General features: G+C 63.2%; 9 protein-coding genes. 8 read left to right on the forward strand and 1 reads right to left on the reverse strand.

Annotated elements, in window-relative coordinates; translation table 11 throughout:
• Position 1: 1 nt before the first annotated feature.
• From R2R70_RS07500 to R2R70_RS07525, 6 genes are all read left to right on the forward strand, one after another.
• Complete coding sequence (locus tag R2R70_RS07500; protein ID WP_107334890.1) at positions 2-1156, forward strand: ABC transporter permease; 1155 nt, start codon at positions 2-4, stop codon at positions 1154-1156.
• Complete coding sequence (locus R2R70_RS07505; RefSeq protein ID WP_107334891.1) at positions 1153-2790, forward strand: ABC transporter ATP-binding protein; 1638 nt, start codon at positions 1153-1155, stop codon at positions 2788-2790. The genes R2R70_RS07500 and R2R70_RS07505 overlap by 4 nt, the downstream gene beginning before the upstream one ends.
• Positions 2791-3106: 316 nt before the next feature.
• Positions 3107-4417, forward strand: a complete 1311-nt coding sequence (locus tag R2R70_RS07510; protein WP_410977721.1) for an imelysin family protein — start codon at positions 3107-3109, stop codon at positions 4415-4417.
• A 202-nt stretch (positions 4418-4619) separates the two neighbouring features.
• Positions 4620-6122 carry a di-heme oxidoredictase family protein gene (locus R2R70_RS07515; protein WP_410977722.1) on the forward strand — a complete coding sequence of 501 codons (1503 nt, stop codon included), beginning with the start codon at positions 4620-4622 and terminating at the stop codon, positions 6120-6122.
• 16 nt (positions 6123-6138) lie between these two features.
• Positions 6139-7314: an imelysin family protein gene (locus R2R70_RS07520; protein ID WP_216060272.1), complete on the forward strand. Its 1176-nt coding sequence runs from the start codon at positions 6139-6141 to the stop codon at positions 7312-7314.
• Positions 7315-7408: 94 nt separating this feature from the next.
• Entirely contained in the window at positions 7409-8575 is a 1167-nt protein-coding gene (locus tag R2R70_RS07525) for a DUF1513 domain-containing protein (protein ID WP_216060273.1), read from the forward strand.
• Between the two features lie 72 nt (positions 8576-8647).
• Here the strand turns inward: R2R70_RS07525 and R2R70_RS07530 are convergent, their stop codons facing one another.
• Positions 8648-11146: a DNA polymerase II gene (locus R2R70_RS07530; RefSeq protein WP_342357179.1), complete on the reverse strand. Its 2499-nt coding sequence runs from the start codon at positions 11144-11146 to the stop codon at positions 8648-8650.
• 202 nt (positions 11147-11348) lie between these two features.
• Between R2R70_RS07530 and R2R70_RS07535 the strand changes: the two genes are divergently transcribed.
• Both R2R70_RS07535 and R2R70_RS07540 read left to right on the forward strand, forming a co-directional pair.
• On the forward strand, positions 11349-12740 hold the full coding sequence (locus R2R70_RS07535) for a diguanylate cyclase (RefSeq protein WP_216060274.1): 1392 nt from the start codon (positions 11349-11351) through the stop codon (positions 12738-12740).
• A 164-nt stretch (positions 12741-12904) separates the two neighbouring features.
• Complete coding sequence (locus R2R70_RS07540; RefSeq protein WP_244994998.1) at positions 12905-13996, forward strand: GlxA family transcriptional regulator; 1092 nt, start codon at positions 12905-12907, stop codon at positions 13994-13996.
• Positions 13997-14100: the final 104 nt, after the last annotated feature.

The raw sequence follows: 14100 nt of genomic DNA on the forward strand, positions 1-14100 counted from the left end.
CATGCGCCAAGAGACAACGCTTCACGAAACGTCGGTTCATGAAACAAAGCGTCACGAGACACCCGCTCATGACGTGAGCGACGAAAGCCAGCAAGCGAAGCAACGCCCGCGCACCTCACGCCTGTCGCCCATCACCCGACGGCGCATGGCGGCCTTTCGTGACAACCGTCGCGCCTGGTGGTCGCTGCTGATCTTCGGCGTGCTGTTCGTGCTCTCGCTGGGGGCCGAGCTGATCGCCAATGACCGCCCGCTGCTGGTCGAGTATCAGGGCGAGACCTACCTGCCGATGCTGCACGAGTATCCGGAGACCACCTTCGGCGGCTTCCTGCCCACCGCCACCGACTATCGCGACCCCTATGTGATCGAGGCCATAGAGGCGCAGGGCTTCATGCTCAACACCTTGATTCCCTACTCCTACGACACCCTGGATCTGAATCTGGGCTCTCCGGCGCCGTCGGCTCCCAATGGCCGGCATTGGCTGGGCACCGATGACCAGGGCCGTGACGTACTGGCGCGCGTCATCTATGGCTTCCGGCTGTCGGTGATCTTCGCGCTGGTACTGACGGCGGGCTCGCTGGTGCTGGGGGTGGTGATCGGTGGCGTGCAGGGCTACTTCGGCGGCAAGGTCGATCTGATCGGCCAGCGCTTGATCGAGGTGTGGTCCGGCCTGCCGGTGCTGTTCCTGCTGATCATTCTCGCCAGCATCGTCGAGCCGAACCTGTGGTGGCTGACCGGCATCATGTTGCTGTTCTCGTGGCTGGGCATCGTCGATATCGTGCGCGCCGAATTCCTGCGCGCGCGCAATCTGGAATACGTGCGCGCCGCTCGGGCCATGGGTCTGCCGTCGCGGCTGATCATGTGGCGTCATGTGCTGCCCAACGCGATGGTCGCCACCCTGACCTTCATCCCCTTCCTGTTCACCGGCGCCATCACCACCCTGACCGCGCTGGATTTCCTCGGCTTCGGCCTGCCGGCCGGCTCCCCCTCGCTGGGCGAGCTGGTCGCTCAGGGCAAGAACAACCTGCAGGCACCGTGGCTGGGCATGACCGCCTTCCTGAGCCTCGGCATCATGCTGACGCTGTTGGTCTTCATCGGCGAAGGGCTGCGCGATGCCTTCGACCCACGTCATATCAGTGCCCGGGAGCAGAACGCATGAGTCATCCCTCTTCACCTGCGGACAACACCGGCGCCGCTGCCAGCGTGCTGAGACTCGACGATCTCTGCATCCGCTTCGGCCAGACACCCGTCGTCAGGCATTTCTCCCTTGAGGTCCGACGGGGAGAATGCCTGGCCATCGTCGGCGAGTCCGGGTCGGGCAAGTCCGTCAGCCTGTTGGCGAGTCTTGGCCTGCTGCCGGGGCATGCGCATGTCAGCGGGCAGCGTGAATTCACGCGGCCGGACGGCAAGACGCTGGATCTCGCTGCCCTGACGCCACGCCAGTGGCAGCGGGTGCGCGGCGGGCAGATCGGTTTCGTGTTCCAGGAGCCGATGACCTCGCTCAATCCGCTGACGCGTGTCGGCGAACAGATCAGTGAAAGCCTGCGCCTCCAGCAGGGGCTGCGCGGCAATGCTGCCCGCCAGCGCGTGCTGGAACTGCTCTGCCAGGTGCAGCTGCCGCGTCCCGAGGAATTGATCGATGCCTGGCCGCACCAGCTCTCCGGCGGGCAACGCCAGCGCGTGATGATCGCCATGGCGATGGCCAATCAGCCACCGCTGTTGATCGCCGATGAGCCGACCACGGCGCTGGATGTCACCGTGCAGCAGGAGATACTCCAGCTGCTGGATCGCCTGCGTCGCGACCAGGGCATGGCGATGGTCCTGATCAGCCATGACCTCAATCTGGTGCGCCGTCACGCCGACCGCGTGATCGTGATGCGCGACGGGGAATGCATCGAGCAAGGGCGCGTCGACGAGGTATTCGATGCGCCGCAGGCCGATTACACCCGCGAGCTGCTGGCCGCCGAACCCGAAGGCCTCGCCAGCGACTTGAGTGCCGAGGACGCCGCGACACCGGTTCTCGCCGCGCGCAAGCTGGAGGTGCACTTCGCGCGCAGCAAGAAGCTGTTCCAGAAGCGCCCCGCGGACTTCGTCGCCGTTCATCCGCTGGATCTGACGCTGGCGCGCGGCGAGACGCTCGGCGTGGTCGGGGAATCGGGGTCCGGCAAGACGACACTCGCCCTGGCGCTCTTGAAGCTGCAGGCCGCCAAGGGCGAGATCCACCTCGAGAACGAACGCATCGATACGCTGGATCGCAATACGCTGCGCCTGCGTCGCCGCCAGATGCAGATCGTCTTCCAAGATCCATACGGCTCGCTGTCGCCACGCATGCCGGTGGCGGACATCATCAGTGAAGGGCTGCGCTTTCATCATCCAACGCTCAGCGAAGACGAGGTTCGCCTGCGTGTGGCGCAGGTGCTGGAGGAAGTCGAACTGCCCTCGGCGTGTGCCGATCGTTATCCCCACGAGTTCTCCGGCGGCCAACGTCAGCGTATTGCCCTGGCACGCGCCCTGATCCTCGAGCCCAGACTGCTGGTGCTCGATGAGCCCACCTCGGCACTGGATCGCAGCGTGCAGAAACAGCTGATTGCCCTGCTGCGTGAACTTCAGACACGCCGAGGCCTGAGCTATCTGTTCATCAGTCATGACCTGGCGGTGGTACGCGCGCTGTCCCATCGGGTGATGGTGTTGCGTGAAGGACGCCTGGTGGAGACGGGCACGACGGCAGAAGTGCTCGGCAATCCCCGCGAGGACTATACGCGCGCCCTGATACAGGCCGCGGGTCTGGCCTGATACGCTCTGCCATGGCCTGACCAGAGCCTATTGCCTGGCTGACCTGGCCCGCCCTGCTCTGACATAGCATGCCGATCGCCCTGCTCGGGCAGCCACAGATGATGAGCAGGGCGTTGGCGCATTGCAGTCAATGCACCCCTGCGTTGCAAGACGCACGTTTTGTCGATTGCAAATAATAAAGGTTCTCAATATGATCCAGTGAGATGCGGGCCGACCATCGAGAGATCGTGTAATGACTTCCCGTCCTCTCTCGAGCGGCCCCACGCACTGCCGTTCTGCGCGCACTGCATAACAACAGACCGATCAAGGGATCCACATGACTGCCTCTTTCCGTTTTGCCTCACGCAAGCCGCTGGCAGCTGCCATCGCATTGTCAGCCTCCATGTTCACCGGTGCCGCTCTGGCAGAGCATCATGGCGACGCGCATGACAAGGCGCTGACGGCCGACGCTGTCGTCGCCCAGTACGCCAACGTCGCGCATGCCACCTACAGCGATGCCCTGGCCAGTGCCAATGCCCTGCGCGCCGCCAATGCCGCGCTGATCGAGTCGCCGTCCGAAGAGACGCTGGCCGCGGCACGTGCCGCCTGGAAGCAGGCGCGCGTGGCGTATCAGCAGAGTGAAGTGTTCCGCTTCGGCAATGCCATCGTCGATGACTGGGAAGGTCAGCTCAACGCCTGGCCGCTGGATGAAGGGCTGATCGATTACGTCGAAGGCGACGGCTATCAGGCAGAGCTGGGCAACCCGGGTGCCAGCGCCAACATCATCGCCAGCGACAGCGTGCAGATCGGTGCCGACAAGATCGACACCACCGAGATCACCCCGGAGCTGCTGGCGTCCCTCAACGAGCTGGGCGGTTTCGAGGCCAACGTGGCCAGCGGCTACCATGCCATCGAATTCCTGCTCTGGGGTCAGGACATGCACGGCTTTGAGGCCGGTGCCGGCGAGCGCCCGGCGACCGACTTCGCCAAGGGCGATGCCTGTACCGCCAACAACTGTGACCGTCGTGGGGCTTACCTGCTGGCCGCCAACGACCTGCTGATCAGCGACCTGGAATACATGGTCGGCCAGTGGGCACAGGGCGAGAAGGACAACTACCGCGCGGAACTGACCTCACTGCCGGCCGGTGAAGGCCTCGAGAAGATGTTGTTCGGCATGGGCTCCCTGTCACTGGGTGAGCTGGCCGGTGAGCGCATGAAGGTCGCGCTGGAAGCCAACTCCTATGAAGACGAGCACGACTGCTTCTCCGACAACACCCACTACTCGCACTTCTACAATGCCAAGGGCATCCAGAACGTCTACGAAGGCAAGTACGTGACCCTGGACGGCCGCACCTTCGAAGGCCCGTCACTGCATACACTCGTCGCCCAGAATGACCCGGAACTGGCCGAGAAGATGCACGAGGCACTGGACACCACCATGGGCCAGCTGCAGGTGATGGTCGACACGGCAGAAGCCGACGGCGGCATGAAGTTTGACCAGATGATCGCCCCGGGCAATGCCGAAGGCGCCGAGATCATCAATGCCAGCATTCAGGATCTGGTCGCCCAGACCCGTCTGATCGAAGAAATTGCCGGCACCGTCGGTATCGATGGCCTGGAAGCCGACACGGCAGATCACGAATTCTGATCAACTGCTCTACATTGCCAAGCGTGAGTTGGCTGAAGACCCCAAGCTGCCTCGCGTCGCGCTGATATCCTCGCCCGAACCTCTCTCACGACAGGTTCGGGCGTTGATGGTTCTTGCGCCAGCTTTTCATGCGCGTCTGCCGATAGAGTCCTGAGAGGCGACTCTTCGAGCAGCCTGACCGCGCAAGCCGGGAAAACCCTGTATGCCAATATTGCACCACGACATGATGCTGCGTCCCTACCTGACCCGCTCCCTGCCACTTGCCATCGCCCTGGCGTGTCTGCCTGCTCAGTCGGCATCGGCCGATCATCCCAAGCCCACGGCAGATTCCGCGATGACAGTGATGAGCTATCTGTCTTCCCTGCCATTGCAGGACACCGACAGAAGCGGTGGCGACGGCAGCGTGCCCAAGCACGATACCAATGCCTATTCACTGCCGGCCAAGAACCTGAGCTTCGATCAGCGTCTGTCCTTCAGTGTCGGCAACAGCTTCTTCAAGAGCCCCTGGGTGATCGCGCCCGCCAGCACCACCGCGCGCGATGGCCTCGGCCCGCTGTTCAACACCAACGCCTGCCAGAACTGCCACGTCAAGGATGGCCGCGGCAGCCTGCCGGTCGAGGGCGATCCCTCGGTGGGCCTTTTCCTGCGCCTGGGCCTGCCGGACAGTCACGAGGACAACTGGAACGATGAGGAGCGTGAATTCCGGCGTATCGCCGGGGTGATGCCACATCCTGTCTATGGCACCCAGCTGCAGAATGCCGCCGTGCCCGGCATCGAGCGCGAAGGCCGCATGCAGGTGGATTACGAGCAAGTGACGGTGACCCTGGCGGACGGGGAAGTGATCGCGTTGCGCAAGCCGCGCTATTCCATCGTCGAACCCGGCTTCGGTGACCCGGGCGCCATCGCGCTCTCCCCGCGTCTCGCCCCCGGCATGGTGGGGCTGGGGCTGCTCGAGGCGGTCAGCGACGAGACCTTGCTCGAGTGGGCCGACCCACAGGATGCGGATGGCGACGGCATCAGCGGGCGAGCCAATACAGTGTGGTCACTCGCCGAGCAACGCGAGGTCATGGGGCGTTTCGGCTGGAAGGCCGGCCAGCCCGATGTGCGACAGCAAAGCGCCAAGGCCTTCGCCGGTGACATGGGGCTGACTTCCAATCTGGTCAGCTCCACCGACTGCACCCCGCTTCAGAAGTGCGAGACATTGCCCGATGGGGGGGAGATCGAGGTCGACGACAACGTGATGGACAACGTGGCCTTCTACTCGCGCAATCTGGCCGTGCCCACCCGGCGTGATATCGATGACCCGACAGTGCGCCAAGGCGAGCGACTGTTCCGCGAGCTTGAATGCGCCAGCTGCCACCGCCCACGTCTGACCACTCAGTCCGGCGGCGTGGCGGAACAACTGGCCGAGCAGACGATCTGGCCCTACAGCGACATGCTGCTGCATGACATGGGCGAAGGACTGGCAGATGATCGCCGCGAATTCGAGGCCAGCGGCCAGGAATGGCGCACGCCGCCCCTGTGGGGCATCGGCCTGGCCCAGACGGTCAACCCTGCCACGGGCTTCTTGCATGATGGCCGTGCACGCACCCTGCTCGAGGCCGTGCTCTGGCATGGCGGCGAAGCCCAGCCCAGCCGCGATGCCGTCGTGGCCCTGCCGACTGACCAGCGTGAAGCCCTGTTGCGCTTCCTCGAGACTCTCTGACAAGGAATACCCGTTCATGCCCCGCGACACCTTCACCCCAGCTGCAACCCCGATGAAACCTGCCCAGCGCAAGACCTCGCCCCTGGCCCTGATGGCCTGTGGCATGACACTGCTGGGCGCCGCGCTGTTCTCGACAAGCACACTGGCGGCGACGGACTCTTCTGCTGCCAACACAGACGCCGCCACAGACACCAACAGCGCAGCGGCCGTCAGCCAGTTTGCCGCTGACACGCTGAGCGAGGCGCACCAGCAACTTGCCAGCCGCCTGCAACAGCTCGCGCAGCATACTCAGGCGTTCTGCTCCGCCGAGGGCGACGTGACCCTCGAGACCCTCAAGCAGGACTGGCGCAGCGCCATGCTGGGGCTGAATCAGGTCAACTGGGTGGAAATGGGCCCGATCCTGCAGAACTCGCGTCAATGGCAGCTGTATTTCTGGCCGGACAAGAAGGACCTGGTCGCGCGCAAGACCCGCGCCCTGCTCGCCGGTGATGCTCCGATCACGGTCGAGAGTCTGGCGGAGCAATCCATCGTCATGCAGGGACTGGGCAGCGTGGAGTATCAGCTGTTCGATGCCCGCTATGCCGACTCGCCCCTGACGGCCGACTCGCGCCGCTGCGAGTTGATGACGGCCAACACCGCCTACGCCGCCAATACCGGCAAGACGCTGCGTGATGAGTGGCAGCAGTTCGCGCCGCAACTGGCCGAAGGCACTGGCGCCTTCAGCGATTCGCGTGACGCCGTGCTGTCTCTGGTTCGCGCGCTGACCGTGCAGCTGGAAGCCATCAAGGACCGCAAACTGCGCCGGCCGATCGGCCTCGACAACGGCGGCACGGCCAACCCCTATGCGGCTGAGTCCTGGCGCGGCGGCATGGGGCTTGCCAACATCGCGGCGACTCTCGCGATGATGGAACGCCTCTGGCTTGGCAATGACGAGGTCGCAGGCATTCAAGGCTATCTGAATGGCCAGGTCGACCCGCGCATGGTGGCCTCCACCACCAGCGATTTCGTCGATGCGCGCCAGGCCTTCGCCGCCCTGCCGGATGACCTCGCCGGCATACTGCGCGATGACCCGCGCAATGGTGAGCTGCAGCAGGCCATGATCCATGTCGAGACCCTGCAGGCCGGCTTTGCCGACACGCTCAACCCGGCACTGGGGCTGTCACTGGGCTTCAACAGCACCGATGGCGACTGACCAGGACGAGGGAATTGTGAGTAGCAAATGGCGACTGAGGAATTGAGAGCGGCGAATGACAACTGACAAGGGGCCAGGCGAGATGCCTCACGGCATGACTGACACACACGCAGCCGACGCCCGTCAGCGACGTCGGCTGCTCAAGGCGTTGGCCTGCACGCCCCTGATGGGCATGCCCGGCGGCATGGCCGTGGCGGGCGGCAATAACGCCGCCAGTGCCCAGGGGCGCGAGCCACTCGGGGTGGCCATCTCGGCATGTGATGATGACACGGGGCAGCACTTTGCCAGCTGCACCAGTTATCAAGGAGTGGAGCGCTGGCGCCAGCCGATACGCCAGCGCGCCCACGGTGCCACCCGACATCCTCACAAGCCGTGGGCGCTGATCTTCTCACGGCGTCCGGGGACGGAAATCAATGTCTTCGACCTCGACAGTGGCGAGCGGATCGCACGCATCGAGGCCGCGCCGGACCGCCACTTCTATGGGCATGGCGTATTCAGCCCGGATGGCGGTCTGCTCTACACCACCGAGAATGCCATCGCGCCCGGAGAAGGACGCATCGGCATCTACGACGTGAATCGCGACTTCGCGCGGATCGGCGAGTTCGCCAGTGGCGGGATCGGCCCGCATGAAATTCGCCTGCATCCGGATGGTCAGCAGCTGATCATCGCCAATGGCGGGATTCTGACGCGGCCTGACACCGGTCGGGTCAAGCTCAACCTGGACAGCATGCAGTCGAATCTGACCTTGCTCGACCGTGTCTCGGGCGAGATTCGCTGGCAAGGCGAGCCCTCCCATCACCAGCTGTCATTGCGCCACCTGGACGTCAGCCGCGAGGGCGTCATCGTCGCGGGCTATCAGTACCAGGGCCCCGCGGCGGACCACCGCCCGCTGGTGGTGATAAAGCATCCCGGCAGTGACCGCTTGCAGGAACTGCCGTTGCCGCGGGACTACGTCGCGCAGTTCAAGCAGTACATCGCCAGCATCGCCGTCTCCCCCGATGGGCGACAGGCCGTGGCGACCGCCCCACGCGGCAATCTGATCACGCTCTGGAATCTCGCGACGGGAGAGCTGGACACGACTCTGGACTTCGCCGACTGCGCTGGTGTGCTGGCGGTGCCGGCCACGCAGCGGACGCCGGCAGGCTTCGTGGTCAGCAATGGACGTGGCGAGTGGCTGCTGATCGATGAGGAGGGGCTGCCGGCGCTTGGCCCGGTGCGGATGGCGAATACCCACTGGGACAATCACCTGGCGCTGATGTAGCCAGGCCTCTGGCGCTTTGATAACCGAGTGGAGGCGCTGTGGTGACGGGAGCTGAGACGCCGAGCGGGCGAATCACCACAGCGTCATCTGACGATCCAGCAGGCGATCGAAATCATCGTCCACGAACGGCAGGATGCCATCGGCGACGGGCTTGAGCTGGCGACTCAGGTAGTGCTGGACATCAATGGGCGAGCGCAGGTACTCGACGGGTTCCGGGCCGGAGGTGGTCATCACATAGCGAATCCAGCCGCCGCGCTGATAGCGTAACGGCAGGCCCCGCCGGCGGTTCTCGTCATCCGCCAGACGCGCCGCACGGACATGGGGTGGCACGTTGCGCTGATAATCGTCGAGCTTGCGCCGCAGTCGCTTGCGGTAGATCAAGGCCTCGACATCCGAGATGTCCGCCGCACCATGGGCATGGCGTTGCAGGTAATCCTGCACGTAGCCTTTCAGATACTCCTGATAGGGGCTGCCTTCGAAGATGCGACGATAGAGTCCCTGCTGGAAGGTCTTGGCCAGCGGCGTCCAGTCGGAGCGCACCGACTCCAACCCCTTGAACACCAGTTCCGTCTGGCCGCTGCTGCCTGTCTGTTGCAGCCCGGCGTAGCGTTTCTTGCTGCCCTCCTCGGCCCCGCGAATGGTCGGCATCACGAAGCGCTGATAGTGGGTCTCGAACTGCAGCTCCAACGCGCTGTCGAGATCGAGACTGTCCTGGAGATGCCGTCGCCACCAGTCGGTGACATGGGCCGCCAGCTCACGGCCGATCCGGCTGGCCTCGGCTTCCTCATGCGCAGCGCCCAGCCACACGAAGGTGGAGTCGGTATCGCCGTAGATGACGCGGTAGCCACGCGCCTCGATCAATTCCACCGTCTGCTGGATGATCTGATGGCCACGCCGCGTGATCGAGGACGCCAGCCGTGGATCGAAGAAACGACAGCCGCGTGACCCCAGCACGCCGTAGAAGGCATTCATGATGATCTTAAGCGCCTGGGTCAGCGGGGCATCCCCCGCCGCGCGGGCGGCGTCACGTGCTTGCCAGATCTCGGCGACGATGCCCGGCAGGCAGTGTCGGTCACGCGAGAACCGCGCGCCGAGAAAACCGGGCACACCGGCCTCTGAGGCATCATCCGAGCCGTTCTCCGACCCACGCAGCCCTTCGATCAGGCCCAGCGGGTCGATCAGGAAAGTGCGGATGATGGAGGGATACAGACTCTTGAAATCCAGCACCAGCACCGAGTCATAAAGCCCGGGCTGGGAATCCATCACGAAGCCACCGGGGCTGTCCTCCCCCACCACGTCTCCCAGATTGGGCGCGACCTTGCCCAGCCGGTGCAACCTCGGCAGATACAGATGCGTGAAGGCTGCCACCGAACCACCGCTACGATCCGCCTCTAGCCCCGTGGCAGCAGCCCGCGCGAGCAGAAACTCCATCAGTCGCGTCTTCGCGAAGATGCGCGTGACCAGCTCGCAATCCTTGAGGTTGTAGCGCGCCAGGGAAGGCTTGTCCTCGGCGAACATGCGCAGAATCTCGTCCAGCCGGCCGTAGGGGTCATCGATGGCCTTGCCTTCCTGCAACAGCTCACGCGAGACATTCTCGAGACTGAACGACTCGAAATGCCAGAAGGCCGACTTGAGCGCCTCGATGCCGTCCACCACCCAGCGCCCAGCGATCTCGGCAAAGAAGTGCTCGGCCTGGCGAGAATGAGAGCGCCACTGCATCACGCTGGCGTCACGCCCCAGTCGCAGTGGCAGGCCTTCGGCCTCTGACAGCCGCACCAGCATACGCAAATCGAACTGGATGACATTCCAGCCGATGATGACATCAGGATTATGCCTTGCGACCCAGTCCAGCAGGCATTGCAGCAACTCACGCCGGCTACCGCGGTACTCCAGCGGGAAATCGCGGCTGGCATTCTCCTCACCATTGGGGGGCCCCAGCATATAGACCTGACGCTGTCCGCAGCCCTCGAGTGCGATGGAATACAGATTGCCCCGCGCATCGGTCTCGATATCCAGCGATGCCCAGCGCAGCGGTGGCCGATAGCCCGCAAGCGGTGTCAGGCGCGCATTCTTCATGCCGCCATCATGCTGGCGCTCGCCGCGTGCCGTGACGCCTGCCGTGATGAAACGCTCCATCAGGTAGCGGTCCGTCGGACGAACATCCGCTTCATAGACGTCGACGCCAATCGCCTTCAAACGCCGCGCCAGCTGGCCCAGGGTGCGATATTCACGACAGTAGAGCCCCACCACCGGGCGATGGTGGAAGTCTTCCAGTGCCAGCGGACGCAGCTCGACGCCAGCCTCAAAGCTCACCAGTGTCTGAGCCAGCACCTGTTGTTCGGCGGGCAGAAAAGCAACAACTTCCTGGGGCGCACATTCGACACGTACGGCGCCTTCGTCCGTACGAATCCAGAAACTGACCACCACTCCCTCGGGCGTGTCTCGCCAATGGCGTGTCAGCACGAAGCCATGAAGTTCTGTTACATCCGGGGTCGGCAGAGCGAGGACGGTCTTGCGCTCAACCTGAGAAACGCGAGCGTTGCGGGAATCTTCGGATACGGCCTCTGGCACTGCATTACCTTTACGTTGAATATACGAATGCCGAACAGAATGAGGTCGAGGCTCGATTGCATTCTAGTGCGTTAAGATGAATTTTGTATCGAAGGACAGCCGTCGTGAAGCCTAGGCGTCCATGCCTCTCCAGTGACAGAATCGACGTCTGTGGCAAGGAATGCCCCTCCAAGAGATAGACACGACCCAAGGAGCTTACGTCATGCAACGCTTTGAGATGATACAGACCCTGCTGAGCCAGATGTTAGGCCAGATTGACGATATCATCTTGCTTGCGGATGAGCACCGCCACGTCACTTACATGAATGACAGCGCAGTGAAGGCGTTTGGCTATCCCCGTGAAGCGCTGATCGGCAAGCAGACACGCGTATTATATGCCTCCAGCGATGAATTCGAGCATCAGGGCCAAAGACGCTTTCGTGCCGATACCCAGCCCGCCAAGGAAGGTCGAGTCATCCGGTACCGACGCCAGGATGGCTCCTACTTCTACGGGGAAACGCTTGGCGGCCCCATCAAGGACCCGTCGAGCGATAACATCTTCATGTTCGGGCTGATCCGCGATGTCTCACGCCGTGTAACGGCGGAGCATACCCTGCACAGCCTGCACGCCATCACTTCATCTCGTAATCTCAACTTCAATGAGCGCATCGACGAACTATTGAAACTAGGCTGTGCACACTTCGGCCTGCCGATCGGTATTTTCAGTCATATCGAGGGTGAAGATTATATCGTCCAACGTGCCTGTCACCCGGAAGACCTGCTGGAACCGGGACTGAGCTTCTCGCTCAGCGATACTTATTGCGATCACGTCTACAAGGCCGACTGCGTCCAAGCCTTCCATCATGTGGCCAGCAGCGAGATTCGCAACCACCCCTGCTATTCCAACTTCAACCTGGAAGCCTACATCGGGGCGCCGGTGATCGTGGATGGTGAGCGCTACGGCACCTTCAACTTCTCAAGCCCTGATCCGGTACCGCCCTTCACCGCTCAGGACATCGAGCTAGTGCGTCTCATCGCGTTATGGGCCGGCCACGAAGTCGCGCGTGCCAATGACATCAATGCCCTGAAGGAAGCGCATCAGGCCCTTGAGAAGATCGCGATCACCGATCCACTGACCGGCCTCTACAATCGCCGTCATGCCCAACAGGTACTGGATGACAGCATCGCGGCACTGGCCACCGCCGAGGTTGACCACCCCTTGTGCGTGGCGCTGCTGGATTTCGACCATTTCAAGAAGATCAACGACAATCATGGCCATGACGCCGGTGATCTTGCCTTGCAGCACTTGAGTGTCCTCGCCGAGCAGATTCTGCTGCCCGGCGACACCCTCGCCAGATGGGGTGGCGAGGAATTCCTGGCGATTCTGCCTGACTCGCTGCTCAGTGACTCGGCCACGCGGATCAACCTGCTGCGACAACGCATGAAGGATAGTGTCGTGGAGTACGAAGGCCAACGTCTACCCCTGTCATTGAGCATCGGGATGACCTACCTGGAACCCGATGGCAGTGCCACGCGTGAGCAGTTGATCGCACGTGCCGATGAAGCCATGTACGCGGCCAAGGAAGCGGGACGCAACTGTCTCAAGATGCTGTAACTCACCCAATGGTGCATTGCGTCGCCCGTCCTGCCTGCCCTGATCAAGAGCGCTAAGCAGGGCGGAGCATTCTCACCGAAGCCCTCGCCCTCAGGTAGCGAACACGCTAAGGTCAGGCCCGTCCCCTTCTGCCGAGCCACCCGACACCGTTGTTGCCTACCCTCATGCCTTCACACGATTCCAGCGCTACGCCGCCCGACACATCCTATGCCTTCGGCCTCCCGGAAGACGGCGTGTTGTCTGACCAGCCCACCAGCATTGCGCCCTTGACCGCCACCCTTGCCTCGCCTGCCCCTGCTGACCGCCATCAACTCGGCATCTTCCTGCTGCCGGGCTTCGCGATGGTCGCACTATTCTCGATGATCGAGCCGCTGCGCATCGCCAATCGACTACGTGGAACACGCCTGTATCAGTGGACACTCGCAAGCCAGGATGGCGCGCCGGTCAAGGCCTCCAATGGCATGGTGCTGCCGGTGGATACTGGACGTGATGAGCTCGCCTCAGTGGACAAGCTGGTGGTGTGCACTAGCTTTGCCCCGGAAGCCTATCTGGAAGACCGCACCTTGCACTGGCTGCAGGAGCGCTCCCAGAGCGGCTGCCAGCTCGGGGGCGTGGACACCGGCTGTTTCGTACTGGCGCGCGCAGGCCTGCTCACTGGCAAGACGGTGACGCTGCACTGGGAAAGCCTGCCGGAATTCAGCCAGCGCTTCGATGAGGTGGACGCAGTGGAGTCACTGTATGAAATCAGTGACGATGGCTTCTTCTGCGCCGGCGGCAGCGCCCCGCTGGACATGAGCCTGGAGCTGATTCGGCGCCAGCATGGTCAGACGCTCTATCAGGCAGTACGCGAACAGCTGATTCTCGATCAAGGGCGCCTGCCGGCCAGCCGCCAGCGCGGCATCAGTCAGCAGACGGCCGACCTGGCCGACCCGTTGCTCAGGCGTGCGATCACGCGCATGGAGAACACCCTGGAGGCCCCGCTCAGCATCGAGGCACTCGCCGAAGAGCTCGGACTCTCATGGCGCCAGCTGGAGCGCCGCTTCCAGCAAGGGCTCGGCTGCACGCCTCGCGCCTATCACGGTGAGCGTCGCCTGCTGCATGCACGCAGCCTACTTCACGATACCCGTCATGGCGTCACCGATATCGCCCTGGCCTGCGGTTTCACCTCGCATTCAAGTTTCACCCGCGCCTTTCGCCGCCGCTTCGGCATCACACCGACCCAGGCACGCCGCCAGCCACCGCGCCCCTTGGGATGATCCACACCCGATACTCGCATCGTGATGTCGAATTGGGCACAGTCGGTGTCGAGTTGGGCACAGTAGCGAGCGCCATGGGCTGCCATCCTGTCGGGGAATCGCTC

This window comes from Cobetia sp. SIMBA_158 (genome assembly GCF_046566945.1).
Taxonomy (GTDB): Bacteria; Pseudomonadota; Gammaproteobacteria; order Pseudomonadales; family Halomonadaceae; genus Cobetia; species Cobetia amphilecti.

What these genes read in the sequence shown, in the direction of transcription:
- R2R70_RS07525 (WP_216060273.1), top strand. Translation starts at nt 7,409, where the DNA reads ATGACTGACACACACGCAGCCGACGCCCGTCAGCGACGTCGGCTGCTC.
- R2R70_RS07535 (WP_216060274.1), top strand. Translation starts at nt 11,349, where the DNA reads ATGCAACGCTTTGAGATGATACAGACCCTGCTGAGCCAGATGTTAGGC.
- R2R70_RS07510 (WP_410977721.1), top strand. Translation starts at nt 3,107, where the DNA reads ATGACTGCCTCTTTCCGTTTTGCCTCACGCAAGCCGCTGGCAGCTGCC.
- R2R70_RS07500 (WP_107334890.1), top strand. Translation starts at nt 2, where the DNA reads ATGCGCCAAGAGACAACGCTTCACGAAACGTCGGTTCATGAAACAAAG.
- R2R70_RS07515 (WP_410977722.1), top strand. Translation starts at nt 4,620, where the DNA reads ATGCCAATATTGCACCACGACATGATGCTGCGTCCCTACCTGACCCGC.
- R2R70_RS07520 (WP_216060272.1), top strand. Translation starts at nt 6,139, where the DNA reads ATGCCCCGCGACACCTTCACCCCAGCTGCAACCCCGATGAAACCTGCC.
- R2R70_RS07540 (WP_244994998.1), top strand. Translation starts at nt 12,905, where the DNA reads ATGCCTTCACACGATTCCAGCGCTACGCCGCCCGACACATCCTATGCC.
- R2R70_RS07505 (WP_107334891.1), top strand. Translation starts at nt 1,153, where the DNA reads ATGAGTCATCCCTCTTCACCTGCGGACAACACCGGCGCCGCTGCCAGC.